Origin of the sequence: Spirosoma endophyticum, from assembly GCF_900112365.1 — a bacterium.
GTDB classification, from domain to species: Bacteria; Bacteroidota; Bacteroidia; order Cytophagales; family Spirosomataceae; genus Spirosoma; species Spirosoma endophyticum.
The window spans coordinates 395,560-414,114 of the sequence record NZ_FOLQ01000003.1; the positions used below are offsets into that span (position 1 = coordinate 395,560).

Consider the following 18,555-nt stretch of genomic DNA (forward strand, 5'->3'; position numbering starts at 1 on the left):
ACTTTTATTTTATCTCAGATAAATACAAAAATACATCCATGTCATCACAACTAACTCGCCGAGACTGGCTTCGTGCCAGCGGCCTCCTGACAGCTGGTCTCGGTCTGAGCCGGTTTACCACTGCCGCGGCCGCACACCCTACTGCTCCACTTGTGTCAGGCTTCACGAATGAATTCGCCTTCGCGGCAGATCCGTTCGACAAGATGCCTAAACTGAGGGCACGTCTGTTAGCAAATGAGAATCCACTGGGTATTGCGCCTAGCGCCAAGGAAGCGCTCATTAAGGCGGCCGATCTTGGCAACCGCTACGCCTGGATGGAGTTTGGGGAACTGAAAACCCTCCTGGCAAATGACAATTCGGTGAAACCCACGAACATCATGATGTCGCCTGGTTCGTCGGATATTCTGATGGCCGCAGCCGATCATTTTGCTAAAGGTGGCGGGACGATTCTGACCAGCGCCATGACGTATGATGATCTTTTGCAACGAGCACAGAAGTTCGGTGCCAAGATCGTAGCGTTGCCGATGACGAAAGACTATAAATTTGACCTCAAAGCCATCAAAGCGGCTATTACGCCCGAGGTGAAGATGGTCTATATTGTTAACCCGAACAACCCAACCGGCACGATTATTCCGACGGCTGAACTGGAAGCCTTCATTCGGGAAGTGGCGCCTAAAGTGCCCGTCTTCATTGACGAAGCCTATATTGATTTCTACGAACCCGCCGAGCGCCCACAACTGGGTAAACTCGTAGGCGAAGGGTTGAACGTAATTCTGGCCCGTACATTCTCGAAAATCCACGGCTTTGCCGGTCTTCGCCTGGGCTATGCTATCGCTCAACCCGATATGTTGAAGATCCTGCATGCCTACACTAACGGCGATTTCGCTGTCAGCATTACAACACTTATGGCGGGTATTGCCAGTTATAAAGACATCGACTGGCAGAATCATTGCCGCGCCGAAAACGCCAAAGCCCGTACGTATACGACGAAAGCCCTGACCGATATGGGCTACGAAGTCATTCCATCAGCTACGAATTTTATTCTGTTTCCGATACGTATGAAAACCAAAACGTTCGAGACGCAAATGTTCGGACAGGGCATTGGTATCCAAACCCGCGACTTCAACGGACAGCCGTATTGCCGGGTGAGCGTGGGGACGATGGACGAAATGGCTATGTTCATGGATAGCTTCAAAAAAGTAGTTGGGTAAAAACAGTCAACAGTCGATAGTCAATAGTCGTTAGTAGCCATCACTATTTCGCTCCTGCCACTATTGACTGACGAATGTTGACTTATAACTGTTTCTATGACTCGAAGAGACTTCATCAATTCAACAAGTGCCAGTTATGCCAGTCTGTTGGCGTGGGGAATGTTACAACCCGCACCCGCAACGACGCTTAATTTACCTGCTAACGGTCGGCGGGAGGATGGTAAAGGTCGTAAAGTATTGGTGTTGGGAGCGGGGCTTGCGGGCATGGCGACAGCCTATGAACTCGGCAAACTCGGCTACGATTGCACCGTTCTGGAAGCTCGTTCGCGGTCGGGTGGCCGTGTCTGGACAATCCGGGGCGGTACTAAAGAAACTGAAATAGGGGAGAGCAACGGGCAAACCTCCTCCTTTGAAGAAGGTCTGTATTTCAATGGTGGAGCCGCCCGAATTCCGCATCACCATCAGCTGACACTCCACTATTGCCGCGAGCTGGGTGTACCATTACAAATGTTCAACGGCAATAACGAAGCGGGTTATCTGTACAACGACGGTGGGACGGGTGATCTGGCCAACCGGCGGTTGCGTATCAAGGAGTACCACAACGACATGCGTGGCTACACCGCCGAACTGCTTGCCAAAGCGTTGGATCAGCCCGGTTTGGATCAGCAGTTGACCAAGGAAGATATTGAGAAACTGGTCGATTTTCTGAAAAACGAGGGCGATCTGAACACGGCGCATCTCTACAAAGGCACGAACCGACGCGGTTATAAAACGAAAGATCATCCCGGCGCAGGTCATAAGCCCGGAAATATGACCGATCCCTTCGGTCTGACCGATTTGCTACGTTCGGGATTTATGCAGCCCGTGTTTTACAATGTCGGCGACTACATCTACGAACAGCAAACGACGCTTTTACAGCCCGTTGGCGGTATGGATGCCATTCCGAAGGCATTGGAGAAAAAACTGACCGGCAAAATTATTTTCAATGCGACGGTGTCAGAATTGCGAAAGACCGAAAATGGCGTTCGGGTTGTCTACCAGAAAGATGGCAAACCCGTAGAAGTTACGGGCGAATTCTGCGTCTGTACGCTGCCGTTGCCGATGCTGAAGAACCTTGAGTCTGATTTATCGGGTACGGTGAAGCGGGCGGCTGACTTTGTGCCATATATCAAAACGGGTAAAATTGGTCTGCAATTCAAACGTCGTTTCTGGGAGGAAGACGACTGGATTTACGGCGGAATTTCACGTACTAATATGGATATCAATCAGATATGGTATCCTTCCTATGGTTTTCAGGGTAAAAAGGGCGTCCTGATCGGCTATTATAATTTCTACAGTCGGGCCGAAGCTGTGGGCGCCATGTCCATTGCTGAACGTGAAAAAATGGCTTTGGCGCAGGGAGTTAAAATCCATCCACAATACCCGACAGAGTTCGAGAATTCGTTTTCGTTGGCCTGGCATCGGGTGCCTTACAGCGGAGGAGGCTGGGCCACGTACGACGATGCAACGCGAAAGAAATACTATCCTTCCCTGATTGAAGCCGATGGGAATATTTATTTTGCCGGGGAACACACTACGTATCTGACTGCCTGGATGGCTGGCGCGTTCACATCCGCCCACCGAACCGTCGAAGCCATTCACGCTCGGGTGGGAGAGTACACGAAAAAGTAACTAAATCAAACCAATAAGCTGAGACCCTGAAGCGGAGCGGTCTCTAAAACATTATGGGTTTAACCATAAAAACCATGAAACACAACCTATTTTCCGTTCTAGTTTTCTTGTGCTGTGCCATCACGACGCAGTTGCTTAGTCAGCGCGTTTGGGGGCAAGCGGCTGCGCCTGTCGCGGCTGGTATGACCGCCGATCAGTGGAAAGCTGTTAAGGCGATCAAAATCGCGAACCTGGATAAAGATACTTACTTCAAATCGGGCGGCTATATTCTGGACCGCTACGAAGAACGGCCAGCCTATGTGTTCAATTATACGGATGGCATTACGCGCAAGATTTACCTGTACAAAGTATTTGCCGCTGCCGACACCAAAGAACTTGGCTTGCTGGCGATTTATAAAAACGAGAAATCGGGCGAGATTAAGCCATTTGTAATTCCTGGTGCCTCGGCTGAGCGCGGGGCGTGGGATGCTTACATCGACGAACTTAAGTACGTGGGTGAGAAAGAACCCGGCCTGATGTCTACGCTGACGTTTGTTTTGTCTCGCGAAATGGCAGGCTTGCTGTCGGGCGGTGGTGCGAAAACGGACGAAGGTGGCGCCAAGAAAAAAGAAGAGTATAACTTCTGCTTTGCTCCCGATGCTCCTGTGACGATGGCAGATGGATCATCGAAACCCATCAGCAACGTAGTGGCGGGTGATGTTGTCCTGGGCTATGACGCCAAAACAAAAACACTCACGCCAACGGCTGTTACTAAGCTTGACACACACAGTGGCGACTTCGCTCTAGCTGGCGTTTGGCTGGCTCCAGTGAATGAACTCACGGCCGATAATCGTAACGTATTAACTGCGCCAACGTTACTGGAGGCCACGGCTAATCACCCTGTTTTAACAGCCGCCGGGCGGAAGCCGTTGGGTGACGTGAAAGCGGGCGACGTATTGTACCGCTACGATGCTACGACCAATGGCGTTGCTGCTTTTAAAGTTGTACAAGCCGAAAAAACAGTTCGATCGGTGAAGAGTGTTTATAATCTGGTGACTGAGTCCGGTGCCTATCTGGTTGGGGAAACTGTTGTGCTGGATAAGTAAAATCGACGTATCAATTGTAGGAAAGTGGAGAAGACAATGACGTCTTCTCCGCTTTTTTTTTCGCTGAATAGTTTAGCAATTAACATCAAAACCATTGCCCGCTTCGACTTTTGCCTGTACTTTTGTTTGCCTTTAATTGTATGCTTGCATACTAATTTTGTGACAAAATTATGGCTGAAGCTTTCATTTATGATGCCGTACGAACACCTCGGGGACGTGGAAAAAGCGACGGCTCGCTGCATGATGTGCAGCCTATTCAACTCCTGACGAGCGTATTACGTGAACTTCGCGACCGTAACCACCTTGATACGTCGCTAGTCGATGATGTGATCATGGGGTGCGTGACACCCATTGGGGAGCAAGGTGCCGACATTGCCCGCACGGCCGCCCTCGAAGCAGGCTACGACGAGTCGGTGGCGGGTGTACAACTCAACCGGTTTTGCTCATCTGGCCTGGAGGCCATCAATATGGCGGCTGCTTACGTCATGTCGGGGCAAGTCGATGCGATTGTGGCGGGTGGCGTAGAGTCCATGTCGCGGGTGCCGATGGGTTCCGATGGTGGTGCCATTTTCATGAATCCGCAGATCATCGCTCGGCATAATATTGTGCCACAGGGCATTTCCGCCGATTTGATTGCGACAAAATACGGGTATTCACGTACTGACGTCGATGCTTTTGCGGCTGAATCTTATCGCCGGGCAGAGGAAGCGCAGGCCGATAATCGCTTCCATAAAACGCTTGTTCCGCTCAAAGATGAAATTGGGCTGACCGTTCTTGATCGCGACGAAGGCGTCCGACCGGGTACAACTACCGAGAGTCTGAGTAAACTCAAACCCGCTTTTGAGGCTATGGGACAAATGGGTTTAGATGCGCTGGCCCTGCTCAAATACGCTCAATTTGACAAGGTAAATCACGTGCACCATGCCGGGAATTCCTCACAAATCGTGGATGGTGCAGCTGGCGTTCTGGTTGGCAGCGCATCCTTTGGCGAGCAATCCGGTTTAAAACCCCGGGCACGCATAAAAGCCTTTGCTATCGTCGGTTCTGAACCAACGATCATGCTTACGGGCCCGATTCCGGCCACCCGGAAAGTACTCAAACGGGCAGGTATGAGCATCGGTAATATTGATTTATTTGAAGTCAACGAAGCATTCGCGGCTGTTCCACTACTGTTCATGGATGAATTCGGCATAGATCACAGTAAGCTGAACGTCAACGGTGGAGCCATTGCGTTAGGCCATCCGCTAGGCGCAACGGGTGCTATCATTTCCGCTACGTTGCTAGACGAACTGGAACGTAGCGGCAAGCAGTTTGGCCTCTCGACGCTCTGCATTGGTGGCGGCATGGGTATCGCAACGATTTTCGAACGGGTAAACTAAAAAATGTATGATGTATGATACAGGATGTATGAATCTTTAGCCAATCCAATACACCTCATATCATACACCATATCTCCTATATCATACATCAAGTAATGGTAAACTACACGGTTGACCAAAACGTAGCGATCATTTCCTGGGAAATGACCTCGTCGCCGATGAACGTCCTCAACGACGAATCGATACCACAGTTTGAAGCCGCTTTGCAACGGGCCTTTGCCGATGAGTCAGTGAAGGGAATTATCGTTACGTCGGCCAAGCCCGAGTTTGTAGCGGGCGCCGATCTGAAAATGATATTGCGGAGCAATGACAAAGACCCCGCCGAGATGCTGAAAGTCTCGTCGGAGTTGAACCGGATTTTCCGCAGTATTGAAACGTCGGGCAAACCGACGGTAGCGGCTATGAACGGCACGGCCCTTGGTGGGGGGTATGAGATCTGTTTGGCCTGCCATCATCGTGTCGCACTGAACAATCCAAAGACGCTCATTGGCCTGGTCGAGGTAACGATTGGCCTGTTGCCGGGTGCGGGCGGAACGCAACGGCTTCCGCGTATGATTGGCATTCAGGCCGCGTTGCAGCTCCTGGTCGAAGGTAAAAAAGTGGGCGTTAAGGAAGCCAAAACCCTGGGTATGATTGACGACATCGCCGAGAGTCCGGCCGAGATGATCCAGAAAGCACGTGCCTGGATCGAAGCGAATCCAAAACCCATTAAACCCTGGGATGAAATCGATCGGAAATCGGGGAAAATTGTCGGGAAAGATAATTTCAACGTACCGGGCGGCAATATCCAGAGTCCGGTGGGAGCGCAGACATTTGCGGCTGGGACGGCCATGTTGATGGATAAAACTAAAGGCAACTACCCGGCTCCGCTCGCAATCATGTCCTGTGTGTATGAAGGATTGCAGGTAAATATTGATCGCGCCTTGGCGATCGAAGGGCACTATTTTGTGAAAGTTGCTACGTCGAAAGTGGCCAGGAATCTTATTCAAACGATGTTCCTGGGCATGAATGAAGCCAACAAGGGAGCGAGCCGTCCGAAAAACATACCGAAAACCGATGTTAAAAAGCTGGGTGTTCTGGGCGCAGGCATGATGGGTGCGGGGATTGCCTATGTATCAGCGCAGGCCGGTATCGAGGTTATTCTGAAAGACGTATCCAGTGAAGCCGCCGAAAAAGGGAAAGCCTACTCGCGGGGATTACTTGAAAAAGGCGTTGAGCGGGGCAAAGTTGATCCATCCAAGGTAGACGGAATTCTTAGCTTAATCAAACCCACGGCCGATGTAGCGGACCTGAACGGCTGTGATCTCATTATCGAAGCCGTATTCGAGAATCGTGAGTTGAAAGCCCAAGTGACCAAAGAAGCCGAACCAATGCTGGCGCAGAACGGCCTTGCTGTTTTCGGCTCCAATACGTCTACCTTACCGATCAGCGGACTGGCGGAAGCTTCGACCAAACCCGAAAACTTCATCGGTATTCACTTCTTTTCGCCGGTGGACAAGATGATGCTCGTGGAAATCATTGTGGGTAAACAAACATCCGATTATGCGCTGGCGGTAGCCATGGACTACACGCGAAAAATTCGCAAGACGCCGATCGTCGTCAACGATTCCCGTGGGTTCTACACATCACGTTGCTTTGGTACGTATTCGGGTGAGGGCATGGAATTATTGAAAGATGGCGTTAACCCGATATTGATCGAAAATGGCGGTAAAGATGCCGGTATGCCGGTTGGACCACTAGCTGTTACAGACGAAGTTGCCCTTGATCTGGTTTATAAGATTGCGAGTCAAGGCATCAAAGACGGCGTGCTACGTGACGATGACACGAGCTACCAGGTGGCGAAACAATTTGTCGAGCTAGGTCGATTCGGGAAGAAAAGCAAAGCAGGTTTTTATGATTACGCCGATGATCGAAGTAAGAAACTGTGGGCTGGTTTACGGGACTTATTTCCCCAGGCCGACCGGCAACCCACCCTCGATGAAGTGAAGACGCGACTGCTGTATCGGCAGGCAATTGAAGCCGTACGTTGCTTTGAGGAGAACGTAGTGCGCACTAAACTAGATGCCAACTTGGGCTCAATTCTGGGCTGGGGTTTTCCGGCTTACACCGGTGGCGCCTTATCCTTTGTCGATTTCGTTGGTGTCGATACGTTCGTGAAAACCCTCGACCGGCTGGCCGATACGTACGGCGAACGCTTCCGCCCGACGGAACGGTTGCGGGAGCAGGTAAAAGAATTGATTGAAGCGTAATGTTTGTTAGGCGTAGTCTGGAGACTATGCCTAACAAACCCTATTGAAATTTCGCCAGATTCTCTTTCGTAACAAGCTGAAAGGGAATAAGTGTGGCCTTATCATAGGGTTGGCCTTTGGCTAGTTTGACTGCCGTTTCGATGGCTTTTGCGCCTTGCTGCTGAGCATTCTGAAAAACCGTAGCGTCCAATTCTCCTTTTTTTACCGCTTGCAGCGCGTCGGGAATGGCGTCGATACTCACGACGATCACTTTATTTTTCAGGCCGGCAGCCGTCAGGGCTTTTACCGCCCCCAGTCCCATTTCGTCATTTTGCGCAAAAACGGCGTTGACTTGTGAGCCGTAAGACTGAATCCAGTTTTCCATCAGCGACATCGCTTTGGCGCGATCCCACTCGGCGGTTTGCTGGGCAATGATTTTCAAACCCGGATAGTCTTTCAGGATTTCCTTCGCCCCCTGCTCTCGTTTTATCTGGGCTGCCTGACCCATGTAGCCCTGCATCATCAGGATATTGCCTTTTCCGTTTAGCTTTTCGGCAATGAATTTCAGCGCAATTTTTGCTGATTCTACGTCATCAGACCCCACAAAGGCCGATGGTTTTGTACTCGTTTCGGAGTTGACGTTAATAATGGGAATTTTCGCGGCAAGGGCTTTGGCAATGGCGGGCGAACTGGCTTCCACTTCGCAGGGATTCATGATGATGACATCCACTTTTTGCGCGATAAAGCTTTCGACCTGCTCGATTTGTTTAAGTGCCGACCGTTCGGCGTCAACGGTGATCAACTCAACCCCCAGTTCCTGTGCTTTTTTCTCCATTTCATCGTGGACATTGACGATGAATTCATTCTGCATACTGAGCATCGTTGCACCCACAATGATCTTTTCACCTTCCTGACTTTTATCCGAAGAGGTTGATTGAGAACAGGCGGCCAGTAGACTGATAGACAGGAAAGTAATTCCGATTCGACGCAGTAGTTTCATTTAAAAATAAAGAGCGAAAGAGTGAATGAGAGAAAGAGCAGTGAGTAGCTAAGTAATAAACTGCAGTTAATACACTTATTTTTTGTGATTAAGACTGTCCAGCACGACGGCGCCGATGATGATAACGCCCATTACGACTTGCTGGTAATAAGAGGTTACGTTCAGTAGATCCAGCCCATTACTAATCACGCCAATCAGCAGGGCACCAATTAGGGCACCCGCCATCGTTCCGGTTCCGCCCGACGTACTGGTTCCACCGATAATGGCAGCTGCAATGGCGTCAAGTTCAAAACCGGCTCCGGCATTTGGCTGACCGGTTGTGATGCGCGATGTCAGCAGAATACCGGCTATTCCGGCCAACCCTCCGCAGAGCGTGTAAACAACCATCTTTATTTTTTTCAGGGGAATGCCCGATGCGCGGGCCGCCTGTTCGTTACCTCCAATGGCATACATGTAGCGTCCTAATACGGTTTTGTTGAGCAGAACAGCGCAGATCACAAACAAAATGATCAGGATGAAAATGGGCATTGGTATACCCAATAATTGTCCGCCACCAATAAAATTAAAGGAGTCGGATAAGTTTGAAATTGGACGACCTTTACTCAGAATCAAGGCCAGACCCCGGCCTATTGTCATCGTGCCTAACGTAACGATGAACGGCGGTACGTTGCTTCGGGTAATGACAAACCCATTGAACGCGCCCATCACTACGCCGGCCAGTAAGCCCATAAAAATAGGTACGACTACCGGATACGTATCAGGGTGGGCAAACGAAGCTGCCACTACGCCCGCCACGGCCACCATCGACCCTAGCGAAAGATCAATGCCGCCCGTTATAATCACGAACGTAACGCCAAAGGCAAGTAACGCATTGATTGACACCTGGGTAACGACGATCGTCAGGTTCGACCAGGTCAGGAAGTTGGGCGTAATGAGCGACAGTGCCAGACAAATCAGGCCAAAAGCCACAAAAATCCCAAACCTGCCAAAGCCACTGATGCGCAGGTTCGGTGAGCCTCCAGCCAAATCGAAATACGTATTAGTCGTGTTTTTCATCTATTGTAAAAACGGATGGGTTGTTCTTAATTGGGCATGGCATACCGTAGTATCATTTCTGGCGAAGCCTCTTCCTTACTGAGCAGGGCCGTTTGTTTGCCCTTTTCCAGTACCAGAATTTGATCGCTGAGGCCCAGCAGTTCAGGAAGTTCCGACGAGATAACAACAATGGCTACGCCATCAGCGGCTAATTGCCGGATAAGTTTATAGATTTCAAACTTTGCCCCCACGTCGATGCCACGCGTCGGTTCATCGAAAATAATAAGCGACGGTGCCGCCAGAAGCACTTTTCCAATAATGACTTTTTGCTGATTGCCTCCACTCAGGTTTGACACTTTCTGATCCGGTCCAGTAGTTTTGATACGTAAGTCACGTATCATTCGATGGGCTGAATCGGTCTCGCGTTTGGCATCAACAAATACTCCTTTCGCATGAGCAGGCAGGCTTGCCAGGGTAAGGTTATGCCTGATCGACAGGTCGGGAATAAACCCCCATCCTTTTCGATCTTCGCTAACATAGCCAATGCCCAGACGAATGGCCTCCTGGGGAGATGTAATGGTAGCGAGTTGACCGTTGATAGAAATTTCGCCACTATCCGGCTGCTCCAGCCCAAAAATGGCGCGGGCCAGTTCGGTTCTCCCGGCCCCCATCAGGCCCCCAATTCCCAGAATTTCGCCTTCGTGAACCGTGAAACTGATATTGGTAAAGACATCTTTCCGACTAAGGTTTTTTACGGCGATCACTGCGTTTCCTATCTCCGTCGCTGAGTCTGGAAAAAGATTGTCAATTTCGCGGCCAACCATCAGGTTAATCAACGAATGCGTATCCAGTTCAGCCGTTGGATACGTACCAATATAACTCCCATCTCTCAGCACGGTGATTGTATCGGCAAGTTGGCTTATCTCCTCCATTTTGTGGGAGATATAAATGATGGCTACTCCATTCTTCTTCAGTTCGTCAATGAGGGTAAAAAGAACGGCGACTTCTTTGTGCGACAGCGCCGATGTAGGCTCATCCATGATCAGCACCTGCGCATTATTCGAAATCGCTTTTGCGATTTCGACCATCTGCTGTTCGGCTACGCTCAGGTCCTTCATTCGGGCGCGTACGTTAATCGTAGCCCCCATATGCGTCAGCAGCTTTTCGGCCTCTTGATTGATACGCCGGTCGTCGAGCCAGCCCGAAAACCAGCCTTTAGGCTCGCGACCCAGGAAGATATTCTGCGCGACGGTTAGTTCGGGAACGGCGAGAATTTCCTGATGGATCATCGAAATGCCGTTTTGCTGCGCTTCCCTGACGGTCGTATTCTTCAATCGTTTTCCATTGAGGATGATTTCACCAGAATCAGGCGTTTCAAGACCCGATAAAATCTTCATAAACGTCGATTTCCCGGCCCCGTTTTCGCCCATGAGCGCATGAACCTCGCCTTTTCTGAGGTTCATCTGAACGTTGTTCAGCGCTTTTATACCCGCGAAGGTTTTGGTCAGGCTACGTACCTGAAGAATATAGTCCTGATTCGGGGTCATGCATGGGGATTTGTCCGCTTTTTAAAGCAAAAAAATCTCGAAAACTCCTCAGATTACCTCAAATCAGCCGAAGTTCATCCTATACTACCACTGGAAACTGTTGGGAACGTAGCATTTGGGCGGATGTTGGCTGTTTCAGCCATTGATTATCCCTTTCTGATAACTGACGGGTGTAGTGCCGGTCCATCGCCTGAACGCCCGGTTGAAAGCGCTCAACTCATTGTAGCCAAGGATATATGATACTTCTTTTACGGGATATTGTCCTGAACCTAAATAATGTAAGGCCAATGATTTACGGGTTGAATCCGACAATTGCTGATACGTTATGCCCTCTTCCTGAAGTTTGCGTTGCAGGCTGCGCGAACTTGTGTTGAGGTTAGCCGCAATGGCTTCCAGCGTAGGAATGCCCAGGTACGAATTGACCAGAAGAAGACTTCCGATCCGTTCACTTATTTTCCGCCTGTCGCCGAAAGCCGAGTCCATCGCGCTTACTTTTTGTAGCAGCACACCTTGCAACTCATAATTCGCCATCAGGATCGGCTCATCCCAAAATGATTCATCGAATGACAGTTCATAATAGTCAGCTTCCTGAATCGAATGGCATCGAAGGACACGTTCGTATTCAGGTAAGTCGGCGCTTATGGGCGGCATACTAATACGGATTGGTTGAATCTTTTCGAGCACCAACCCATCGACTTCGTGTAGCGTAAAGGCCATGAAAAAATCCATCATCTGACTAAATAATAAGGGCGCAACTTTCTGTCGACTGGTGTCGGGCGTGAAGCGAATGAAAAACGACTTATCCGCTCGTGTTACGTCCATGACGAATATATCCGTGATTAAGTGGGCGAAGGCAACCGCGTGTGTCAAGGCTTCGCCGATGGTTCGACTATGCCGGATGAGTTCACCTACAACGCCGAGGGCGGCAACTTGCAGCGTCTCACCGAAGTGTAAGCCAAACAAAGGGTCGTGGCTCAGATGCGTGGCGTTGAGCCAAAGATCATCCAGCTGCTTATCGGTCAGGGTTAGATTCTCCCCTTTTTTCAAGGTACTAAACTCAATACCCGATAGTGTACATAACTGCGCTGCGGAGAGGTTTTTCTGCGTCGCGTAGGCCAGCAGATTGAGCACCAGAAGTCGCTGATAGTCTTGCATACGACAAAGGTATCGAAATATAAAAACGACCCTGTTTTGTGGCGTGAAGTGGTAGCGAGTTGGCGCTTAAAGGTAAAATACAGGCGGTCTACCCCCGATACCTTTGTCAAAAAAACGCCATGAAAACAATTGCAATCGCCTTACTGCTAGCCCTGAGCCATTCCGCGGTTCCTCAGCCAGCCCATGAGAAGACAAACAAATCAGTACGTCAGGAAACCACTAAACAAGCAAACACGAAAACTATGGAAACGCAATCAATGCAGGTCGTCAGTGAGTTTTTAACCGCCGTTCAACAGGGAAATCAGGTTAAACTAGGGTCGCTCATTCACCCGAATATTGAGTGGAGCCAACCCGGAAACAACCGCTTTTCAGGCACGAAGAAATCGAGCGGTGAGGTGTTTCAGATGGTTGGCGGCATGTTTGCTGCCTCCGAAAATTCACTGGCCTTAACTGACATCAAAGTACTCACAGCGAACGGAAACAGCGTCGCCTGCCTGGTCCACTGGAAAGCGGTTCAGCCTAACGGCGGTATGCTGGATGTGGACAACATCGATGTTTACACCGTAGAAAACGACCAGATCGTGAAGGTAAAAGTATACTCCGCTGACCTAGCGCAGGAAGATAATTTCTGGCTGAAATAGACGTGACGTAGCGATGTATAGAAATCCCCAACCAAAATGATCGGGGATTTCTATAATAGTCGAAAACTCATTCGATGATATTTTGTCGGGCCAAATTCCCGGATGGCTGCCCGGTGGATTGGTGTTGGATAGCCCACATTCTTTGCCCAGCCATAAGCTGGAAATTCCTGGCTGAGTCGCTCCATCAAATCGTCACGGTACGTTTTGGCCAATACTGACGCTGCGGCAATGGAGAGAAAATTAGCATCGCCCTTGATGATGCAGGTGTGCGGAATCATGGGGTACGTCACAAAGCGATTGCCGTCGACTAGTAAGTGCTCCGGCTTAATGGTTAGTGCGTCTACGGCCCGATGCATCGCCAGAAAACTGGCTTTCAGGATATTAATCCGGTCAATATCTTCATGCGAGACTTCGGCTACCGCCCACGCCAGCGCATCGCGCTCAATATCTTTTTTTAATAATTCTCGCTGACGATGAGAAAGTTGCTTTGAGTCGTTCAGGATTGGATGTGTGTAGTCACTCGGCAGAATAACCGCTGCAGCCACGACAGGTCCAGCCAGGCAGCCCCGTCCAACTTCATCCAGGCCCGCTTCAAGGACATCGGCGTTGTAATAAGAACGTAGCATTTGTTAGAGGGCCGAAGGAGGATAGGGACGAGAGGGAGAAAAGGACAAGGGAGAGAGGGTAGTGGTTCATTTTTTCTTTTCATCTCTCGTCCCCTTTCTCTCTTTTATCAGTCTTCCAATACGTTTCCAAAAATTGTATTTTTCAAAAATAGAGCAAATAACAGGAACGAGATGGCCCAGTAAAGATAAATTCGATAATAGTCCTGCACATCCTCGTAAACCCGAACGCGAACGGGTGATTTTTCCAGCTTACTAATTTGGGCAAACACGGCCCGCAGTCGGCGGGTATCGGTTGCCCGGAAGAAACTACCATTGCCGATGGTTGCAATGGTTTTCAGAATACCTTCGTCGACCGTACCAGCTTGCGCTGTTGACGCGCTGATTCGGCCAACGGCAATCGTATAGATTCGAATGTTGAAAATTTTGGCTAACCGGGCGGCTGTAACCGGGTCTATGTTGCCAGCCGTATTGTCGCCGTCACTCAGTAGGATAATAACTTTACTACGTGCCTGCTGCCGTTGTGCGGCTTCCTGCCGGGTTGTATCGGTCGTTGAATTAGATCGGTCGCGCATCCGGTTAATACAGCGGGCCAGTGCATCGCCAATGGCCGTACCAGAGGTGCGGATCATTCGATCATTGAGATCGCTGAGGTATTGCTTCACCAGTCCATAGTCTGTAGTGAGCGGACAAAGTGAAAACGCTTCACCCGCGAAAACGACCAGGCCAATACGGTCGTTTTGACGACCATTTACAAAAGTTTGTGCTACCCGACGAGCCGCAGCCAGTCGAGTAGGCGGCAAATCGGTATCGCTCATGGATTCTGATACATCGATAGCCATCATAATATCAATGCCTTCCGACTGCTCATCACGTTGTTCACGCACAATCTGCGGTCGGGCCAGAGCCACTAATACCAGCGTAACACCCGCGAATACACTAATTGGCAAGAGGTAACGTAATGAACTAAGCAGCGAACGGGTCGTCTGAACACGAATTTCCTTGCCGCGAGCGCGGGGCAAATTGAGTTGTCCCAGCGACATATTTAAGCGCTGCGTTGCGTTGCGGTGGAGGTAATAACGGATTGAAAACAGCAATAGAATCGCTGGAATCAACGACAGGGCCAGCGGATTCGCAATGTGAAATTGCTGCCACTGCGCCGGACTGAACCAATGAAGTGAATACCAGGGTTCCATTCGATCAGGAGTAAGAAGAGTGTTCGGCTGAATCGGGTTCCTGGGTGTTCGCTACATTCTGATCAACCAATCCCTGTAATTTGGTCCGTCGATCGTGGTAGGTTTGCGTAGCTATGTCACTCAGCGCCTGCAAGGCAAGCTGCGATTGTGGAGAAAAGGTGCCTCCGTAAATCATCCGATCGGCTTCACGTAGCGCATCGGCGATGCGTTCGTTGTTCATACGCTCGGCTATTTCGGGGGTCGTTAGGGATGTGTAAGGCTGTAAATCAAGTTTTTCTAAATACGTTTTCCATAGCACAACCGCCTGGTTGGCTGTTTCTGACGCCGTAAACGAATTGAGTCGCTGGCTAAGCCGATTGTAGTCACGCAGGAAGCGGGTGTGCCGCCTATTGAGCTGGTACAGCCGCCATAACCGCCTGATTGCCCGGCCAAACAATCCGTAGAGAAGTAGGGCAATAAGACTGATCACCAGTAAGCCAGTTGCCAGCACTGAGTAATTGAATTGTTGTTGTAAAGGAGCTAGATCGGTTTCTGTATCTAGTGTAAGCGACTGAGAACTGGTTATTAGGCTACGTATTGGTGGGAGTTTCGAGTGTAGAAAGACTGTGTCAATACCTGTCCATTGAACCGTGCAGTCGGCATCGTTGATAATCCGGATGGGCACACGTAGCAATTGAATTGAATCCGTCTCGAAGGATACCAGCGTATAAACGGCACTATCGCGACTGACAGCGTTATAGCCGCTACCCGTCGTCTGTGTGGCAAAAACCGCCACGTTCTGCACCTTGTATGGAGCGAAATTTCGGGCTGTATCAGGGAATAAAACGTCGATTATCGGTGAATGTCGATACGTCAGCGCGTACTGAAAGGGGCGGCCAATCTCGATACTATCTGTCAGAAAATGTCCCCACAATCTCCATTGCCACAATGGAGATTGCCGCAATGGAGATTGCCGCAATGGAGATTGTCGCAAGGTAGCCTGACGTAGTGCAGACTGAATCTGTGCGGGTTGACGGATCGGTTGCGCCCAGCCTGCACCGGTCAAAAGCCAAAAGCCAATAAAGAGATACGTGCAGACTACATTCATTGATACTTTCTCACCCTGAACAATTCAACGAGTTTCGGTACAAAATCTTCCTGCGAGTCCAGCGCAATGTAACTCGCATTGAACTGCTTGCAAAGTCGCTCCAGCCGGGTCTGGTTCTGGTGGAACGTATCGTGCAGCCCCTTCCGAAACGAGGCCGAAGACGTATTGACCCAAACCGTCCGTCCCGTCTCGGTATCATGTACGGGAATGATCCCCAGTTTAGGCAGTTTTACCTCCCGCTGATCATACAGATGAATAACGACCAAATCATGTTTTTTCGCCAAAGCCTTTAGGTTGTGTTCATAACTCAGGTCAATGAAATCAGAAAGCAGAATCACCACGCTTCGACGCTTGAGGACATTGAGCGTAAACAGTAATGCATCGGCAATGCTTGTTCGGGTCGATTCGGGCTGTAGTTTATAGAGGTTCATAATCAGTTGATAACCTGTTTTCAGGCCGTTGGCTGGTTTCAGGTAGCGCTCCTTCTGATCCGAGAAGCAATACATGCCTACGTAATTGGCCTCACGGATGGCTGAGAGCGCCAATACCCCACATACTTCTTTTGTCGCGTCCAGTTTGTCGCGATGGCGTGGCCCAACCTGCTGGGATGCGCTGACGTCCACCACGAAGAAAACAGTCTGATCTTTCTCTTCCCGAAATACTTTTACAAACGTACCGTGGCCTTTCGATGATACGTTCCAATCAATAGCCCGCACATCATCACCATATTGATAAGTCCGCAAGTCACTGAATTCCAGGCCTGTTCCTTTGAAAATGGACCGAAAGCTACCGCGCATCTGCGAGTTGACGGCCTTTCGTATGCGAATATCGAAATTACGGAGCTTAGCTAAGAACTCGTCCATACGAAACAGGCGTTATACTATTTTAACAAGCAATCCCGAACTTTGCCAACAGGGATTAGCTTACAAAGCTATCATTTAAACGTATGCACTGGAACCGATTTCAATCTCATCTATGGTGTCTGCTGATAAGTGGCTGGCTGATGGCAGCCTGCACGGCTCCAGAAGATGAACGACCGGATAACCTGATTGCTCAAGACAAAATGATTGATATTCTGACGGAAGTCCACATCGCAGAATCTCAGGTCAGCCGCTTGAGTTTGGGCTCGCTTGACTCGTCGAACATTGCGTATAAACATCTGGAAAATCAGATTTTTCGAAAATTTGCGGTGGATACGGCAATGTATCGAAAGAGCTATATTTTCTATTCATCGCATCCGAGCGATATGGAGGCTATTTATAAGCAGGTTACCGAGCGATTAAAGCAACGTGCTGATACGACAAAATCGAAGCAACCGAAAAAATCATGACAATCGGTATTATCGGTGCGGGGATTTCCGGCCTGACGCTAGCCTACGAACTGCAGAAACGCGGTATCGAATACCATATTTGGGAAGCCGCTGATCAGGCAGGAGGTTATATCCAGTCTCGTCGGGAAGTGGCCGAAGGAGGAAGTTACCTGCGCGAACTGGGACCAAATTCCTTACTTGGCGATGCTGATTTATTACGTTGGCTTGACGAACTCGGCTTAACGCCTGACCTGACATTTAGCAAACCGGTGAGTAAAGTCCGTTACATTTTCCGGAATGGACAGTATCAGCAATTACCATCCGGGCCACCTTCCTTGTTGTTTGGTAGTTTTTTTAGCTGGAAAACGAAATGGGCCATCTTTCAGGAACGTAACAACAAAACGGTGTCGCCCGAAAACGAAACGTTAGCGCAATTTTTTCGGCGTCGATTTTCGGACGAGATTGTCGATTCGGCTTTAGGGCCGTTTGTCGCTGGAATTTATGCGGGTGATCCTGAACAACTGCTTGTTTCTGAGACATTTCCGTCATTGCTTGAGTACGAGAAAGACTATGGTTCTGTGCTACGTGGTCTGATAAAAAACCAGTCGAAAACAGGCCGCCGGCAATCCTTTAGTTTTCGGGATGGCATGCAGATGTTGCCCAATGCGTTAGCTGTCAAACTCAAAAACCTGTCGCTTAGTAGTCCGGTTAAACGTATCGTCAAAATTGCTGACGGCTGGCAAGTTGAAACGGCAACTGGCACGCAAACAGTTAATATGCTCGTGTTGACCACCGGCACCGACGTAACAACTCGTCTCGTGGAGCCTACTTATCCTGTCTTCGCAAAGGCGCTGCGTAATGTTACCTATCCGCCCATGACCGCTATCCATTCAGTATACAAGCGGGCTGATGTCCGGCATCCGCTGGATGGGTTTGGTGGCCTTAATCCGAAAAGTGAAAAGCGTTTTTCCAGTGGTCATATCTGGAATAGTTCGGTATTTGACGGGCGTTGTCCTGAAGATGAAGTTTTACTGACCACGATGGTTGGCGGCCAAATGAATCCTGCTAATGCCCAACTGCCCGACGATGTTATCTTTCGCAATGTACATCAGGAGTTAGTGGACAGCTTCGGGATAAGAGCTAGCAAGCCTGTTTTTCGCGCTATTCAGCGATGGGAGCGCGCTATTCCGCAGTATGATGCAGCTATTGTTGCTGTTAAACAACCGGTTAAGGTCGCAGAAGCCGACAATTTATTTGTGTGTGCTAACTGGTACGGAGGCATTTCATTGTCTGACTGTATTCGTAAAGCCCGCGAGCTGGCTGAGCAATTAGCGGGTAAAGCAGGAATTAACAATTTTTAATGATTATTTTGTGCAGAAAACGAGGGG

At 49.6% G+C, this 18,555-nt stretch carries 16 protein-coding genes; 8 read left to right on the forward strand and 8 right to left on the reverse strand.

What is annotated here, in order from left to right; genetic code table 11:
• Nucleotides 1-38 precede the first annotated feature (38 nt).
• From BM202_RS10690 to BM202_RS10710, 5 genes are all read left to right on the forward strand, one after another.
• Nucleotides 39-1,211 (forward strand): pyridoxal phosphate-dependent aminotransferase, encoded by a 1,173-nt coding sequence (locus BM202_RS10690; protein WP_093825766.1) that lies wholly within the window; start codon nucleotides 39-41, stop codon nucleotides 1,209-1,211.
• Nucleotides 1,212-1,307: 96 nt separating this feature from the next.
• Entirely contained in the window at nucleotides 1,308-2,882 is a 1,575-nt protein-coding gene (locus BM202_RS10695; RefSeq protein WP_093825767.1) for a flavin monoamine oxidase family protein, read from the forward strand.
• 74 nt (nucleotides 2,883-2,956) lie between these two features.
• A complete protein-coding gene (locus BM202_RS10700; RefSeq protein WP_093826279.1) occupies nucleotides 2,957-3,967 on the forward strand; it encodes a Hint domain-containing protein in 1,011 nt (336 codons plus the stop codon).
• Between the two features lie 170 nt (nucleotides 3,968-4,137).
• On the forward strand, nucleotides 4,138-5,346 hold the full coding sequence (locus tag BM202_RS10705; protein ID WP_093825769.1) for an acetyl-CoA C-acetyltransferase: 1,209 nt from the start codon (nucleotides 4,138-4,140) through the stop codon (nucleotides 5,344-5,346).
• A gap of 95 nt (nucleotides 5,347-5,441) precedes the next feature.
• Entirely contained in the window at nucleotides 5,442-7,595 is a 2,154-nt protein-coding gene (locus tag BM202_RS10710; RefSeq protein WP_093825770.1) for a 3-hydroxyacyl-CoA dehydrogenase NAD-binding domain-containing protein, read from the forward strand.
• Nucleotides 7,596-7,635: 40 nt separating this feature from the next.
• On the opposite strand, the gene BM202_RS10715 is transcribed toward BM202_RS10710, so the two are convergent.
• From BM202_RS10715 to BM202_RS10730, 4 genes are all read right to left on the reverse strand, one after another.
• Nucleotides 7,636-8,574: a sugar ABC transporter substrate-binding protein gene (locus tag BM202_RS10715; protein WP_093825772.1), complete on the reverse strand. Its 939-nt coding sequence runs from the start codon at nucleotides 8,572-8,574 to the stop codon at nucleotides 7,636-7,638.
• A gap of 75 nt (nucleotides 8,575-8,649) precedes the next feature.
• Complete coding sequence (locus BM202_RS10720) at nucleotides 8,650-9,630, reverse strand: ABC transporter permease (RefSeq protein WP_093825773.1); 981 nt, start codon at nucleotides 9,628-9,630, stop codon at nucleotides 8,650-8,652.
• A 26-nt stretch (nucleotides 9,631-9,656) separates the two neighbouring features.
• On the reverse strand, nucleotides 9,657-11,156 hold the full coding sequence (locus BM202_RS10725) for a sugar ABC transporter ATP-binding protein (protein WP_093825775.1): 1,500 nt from the start codon (nucleotides 11,154-11,156) through the stop codon (nucleotides 9,657-9,659).
• 135 nt (nucleotides 11,157-11,291) lie between these two features.
• On the reverse strand, nucleotides 11,292-12,311 hold the full coding sequence (locus BM202_RS10730; protein WP_093825777.1) for an AraC family transcriptional regulator: 1,020 nt from the start codon (nucleotides 12,309-12,311) through the stop codon (nucleotides 11,292-11,294).
• A gap of 119 nt (nucleotides 12,312-12,430) precedes the next feature.
• Here BM202_RS10730 and BM202_RS10735 point away from each other — a divergent pair, with 119 nt between their 5' ends.
• A complete protein-coding gene (locus tag BM202_RS10735; RefSeq protein ID WP_245776614.1) occupies nucleotides 12,431-12,952 on the forward strand; it encodes a nuclear transport factor 2 family protein in 522 nt (173 codons plus the stop codon).
• A gap of 50 nt (nucleotides 12,953-13,002) precedes the next feature.
• Here the strand turns inward: BM202_RS10735 and BM202_RS10740 are convergent, their stop codons facing one another.
• The 4 genes from BM202_RS10740 to BM202_RS10755 all read right to left on the reverse strand — a co-directional run bounded on the left by BM202_RS10740 (nucleotide 13,003) and on the right by BM202_RS10755 (nucleotide 16,721).
• On the reverse strand, nucleotides 13,003-13,578 hold the full coding sequence (locus tag BM202_RS10740) for a ribonuclease HII (RefSeq protein ID WP_093825779.1): 576 nt from the start codon (nucleotides 13,576-13,578) through the stop codon (nucleotides 13,003-13,005).
• A 107-nt stretch (nucleotides 13,579-13,685) separates the two neighbouring features.
• Complete coding sequence (locus BM202_RS10745) at nucleotides 13,686-14,771, reverse strand: VWA domain-containing protein (protein WP_093825781.1); 1,086 nt, start codon at nucleotides 14,769-14,771, stop codon at nucleotides 13,686-13,688.
• A gap of 4 nt (nucleotides 14,772-14,775) precedes the next feature.
• Complete coding sequence (locus BM202_RS10750) at nucleotides 14,776-15,858, reverse strand: hypothetical protein (protein ID WP_177236557.1); 1,083 nt, start codon at nucleotides 15,856-15,858, stop codon at nucleotides 14,776-14,778.
• On the reverse strand, nucleotides 15,855-16,721 hold the full coding sequence (locus BM202_RS10755) for a DUF58 domain-containing protein (RefSeq protein ID WP_093825783.1): 867 nt from the start codon (nucleotides 16,719-16,721) through the stop codon (nucleotides 15,855-15,857). The genes BM202_RS10750 and BM202_RS10755 overlap by 4 nt, the downstream gene beginning before the upstream one ends.
• An 83-nt stretch (nucleotides 16,722-16,804) precedes the next feature.
• Here BM202_RS10755 and BM202_RS10760 point away from each other — a divergent pair, with 83 nt between their 5' ends.
• Both BM202_RS10760 and hemG read left to right on the forward strand, forming a co-directional pair.
• A complete protein-coding gene (locus tag BM202_RS10760) occupies nucleotides 16,805-17,188 on the forward strand; it encodes a DUF4296 domain-containing protein (protein ID WP_093825785.1) in 384 nt (127 codons plus the stop codon).
• Complete coding sequence (gene hemG / locus BM202_RS10765) at nucleotides 17,185-18,528, forward strand: protoporphyrinogen oxidase (protein ID WP_093825787.1); 1,344 nt, start codon at nucleotides 17,185-17,187, stop codon at nucleotides 18,526-18,528. The genes BM202_RS10760 and hemG overlap by 4 nt, the downstream gene beginning before the upstream one ends.
• Nucleotides 18,529-18,555: the final 27 nt, after the last annotated feature.

What these genes read in the sequence shown, in the direction of transcription:
- BM202_RS10690 (WP_093825766.1), top strand. Translation starts at nt 39, where the DNA reads ATGTCATCACAACTAACTCGCCGAGACTGGCTTCGTGCCAGCGGCCTC.
- BM202_RS10695 (WP_093825767.1), top strand. Translation starts at nt 1,308, where the DNA reads ATGACTCGAAGAGACTTCATCAATTCAACAAGTGCCAGTTATGCCAGT.
- BM202_RS10700 (WP_093826279.1), top strand. Translation starts at nt 2,957, where the DNA reads ATGAAACACAACCTATTTTCCGTTCTAGTTTTCTTGTGCTGTGCCATC.
- BM202_RS10705 (WP_093825769.1), top strand. Translation starts at nt 4,138, where the DNA reads ATGGCTGAAGCTTTCATTTATGATGCCGTACGAACACCTCGGGGACGT.
- BM202_RS10710 (WP_093825770.1), top strand. Translation starts at nt 5,442, where the DNA reads ATGGTAAACTACACGGTTGACCAAAACGTAGCGATCATTTCCTGGGAA.
- BM202_RS10715 (WP_093825772.1), bottom strand. Translation starts at nt 8,574, where the DNA reads ATGAAACTACTGCGTCGAATCGGAATTACTTTCCTGTCTATCAGTCTA.
- BM202_RS10720 (WP_093825773.1), bottom strand. Translation starts at nt 9,630, where the DNA reads ATGAAAAACACGACTAATACGTATTTCGATTTGGCTGGAGGCTCACCG.
- BM202_RS10725 (WP_093825775.1), bottom strand. Translation starts at nt 11,156, where the DNA reads ATGACCCCGAATCAGGACTATATTCTTCAGGTACGTAGCCTGACCAAA.
- BM202_RS10730 (WP_093825777.1), bottom strand. Translation starts at nt 12,311, where the DNA reads ATGCAAGACTATCAGCGACTTCTGGTGCTCAATCTGCTGGCCTACGCG.
- BM202_RS10735 (WP_245776614.1), top strand. Translation starts at nt 12,431, where the DNA reads ATGAAAACAATTGCAATCGCCTTACTGCTAGCCCTGAGCCATTCCGCG.
- BM202_RS10740 (WP_093825779.1), bottom strand. Translation starts at nt 13,578, where the DNA reads ATGCTACGTTCTTATTACAACGCCGATGTCCTTGAAGCGGGCCTGGAT.
- BM202_RS10745 (WP_093825781.1), bottom strand. Translation starts at nt 14,771, where the DNA reads ATGGAACCCTGGTATTCACTTCATTGGTTCAGTCCGGCGCAGTGGCAG.
- BM202_RS10750 (WP_177236557.1), bottom strand. Translation starts at nt 15,858, where the DNA reads ATGAATGTAGTCTGCACGTATCTCTTTATTGGCTTTTGGCTTTTGACC.
- BM202_RS10755 (WP_093825783.1), bottom strand. Translation starts at nt 16,721, where the DNA reads ATGGACGAGTTCTTAGCTAAGCTCCGTAATTTCGATATTCGCATACGA.
- BM202_RS10760 (WP_093825785.1), top strand. Translation starts at nt 16,805, where the DNA reads ATGCACTGGAACCGATTTCAATCTCATCTATGGTGTCTGCTGATAAGT.
- hemG (WP_093825787.1), top strand. Translation starts at nt 17,185, where the DNA reads ATGACAATCGGTATTATCGGTGCGGGGATTTCCGGCCTGACGCTAGCC.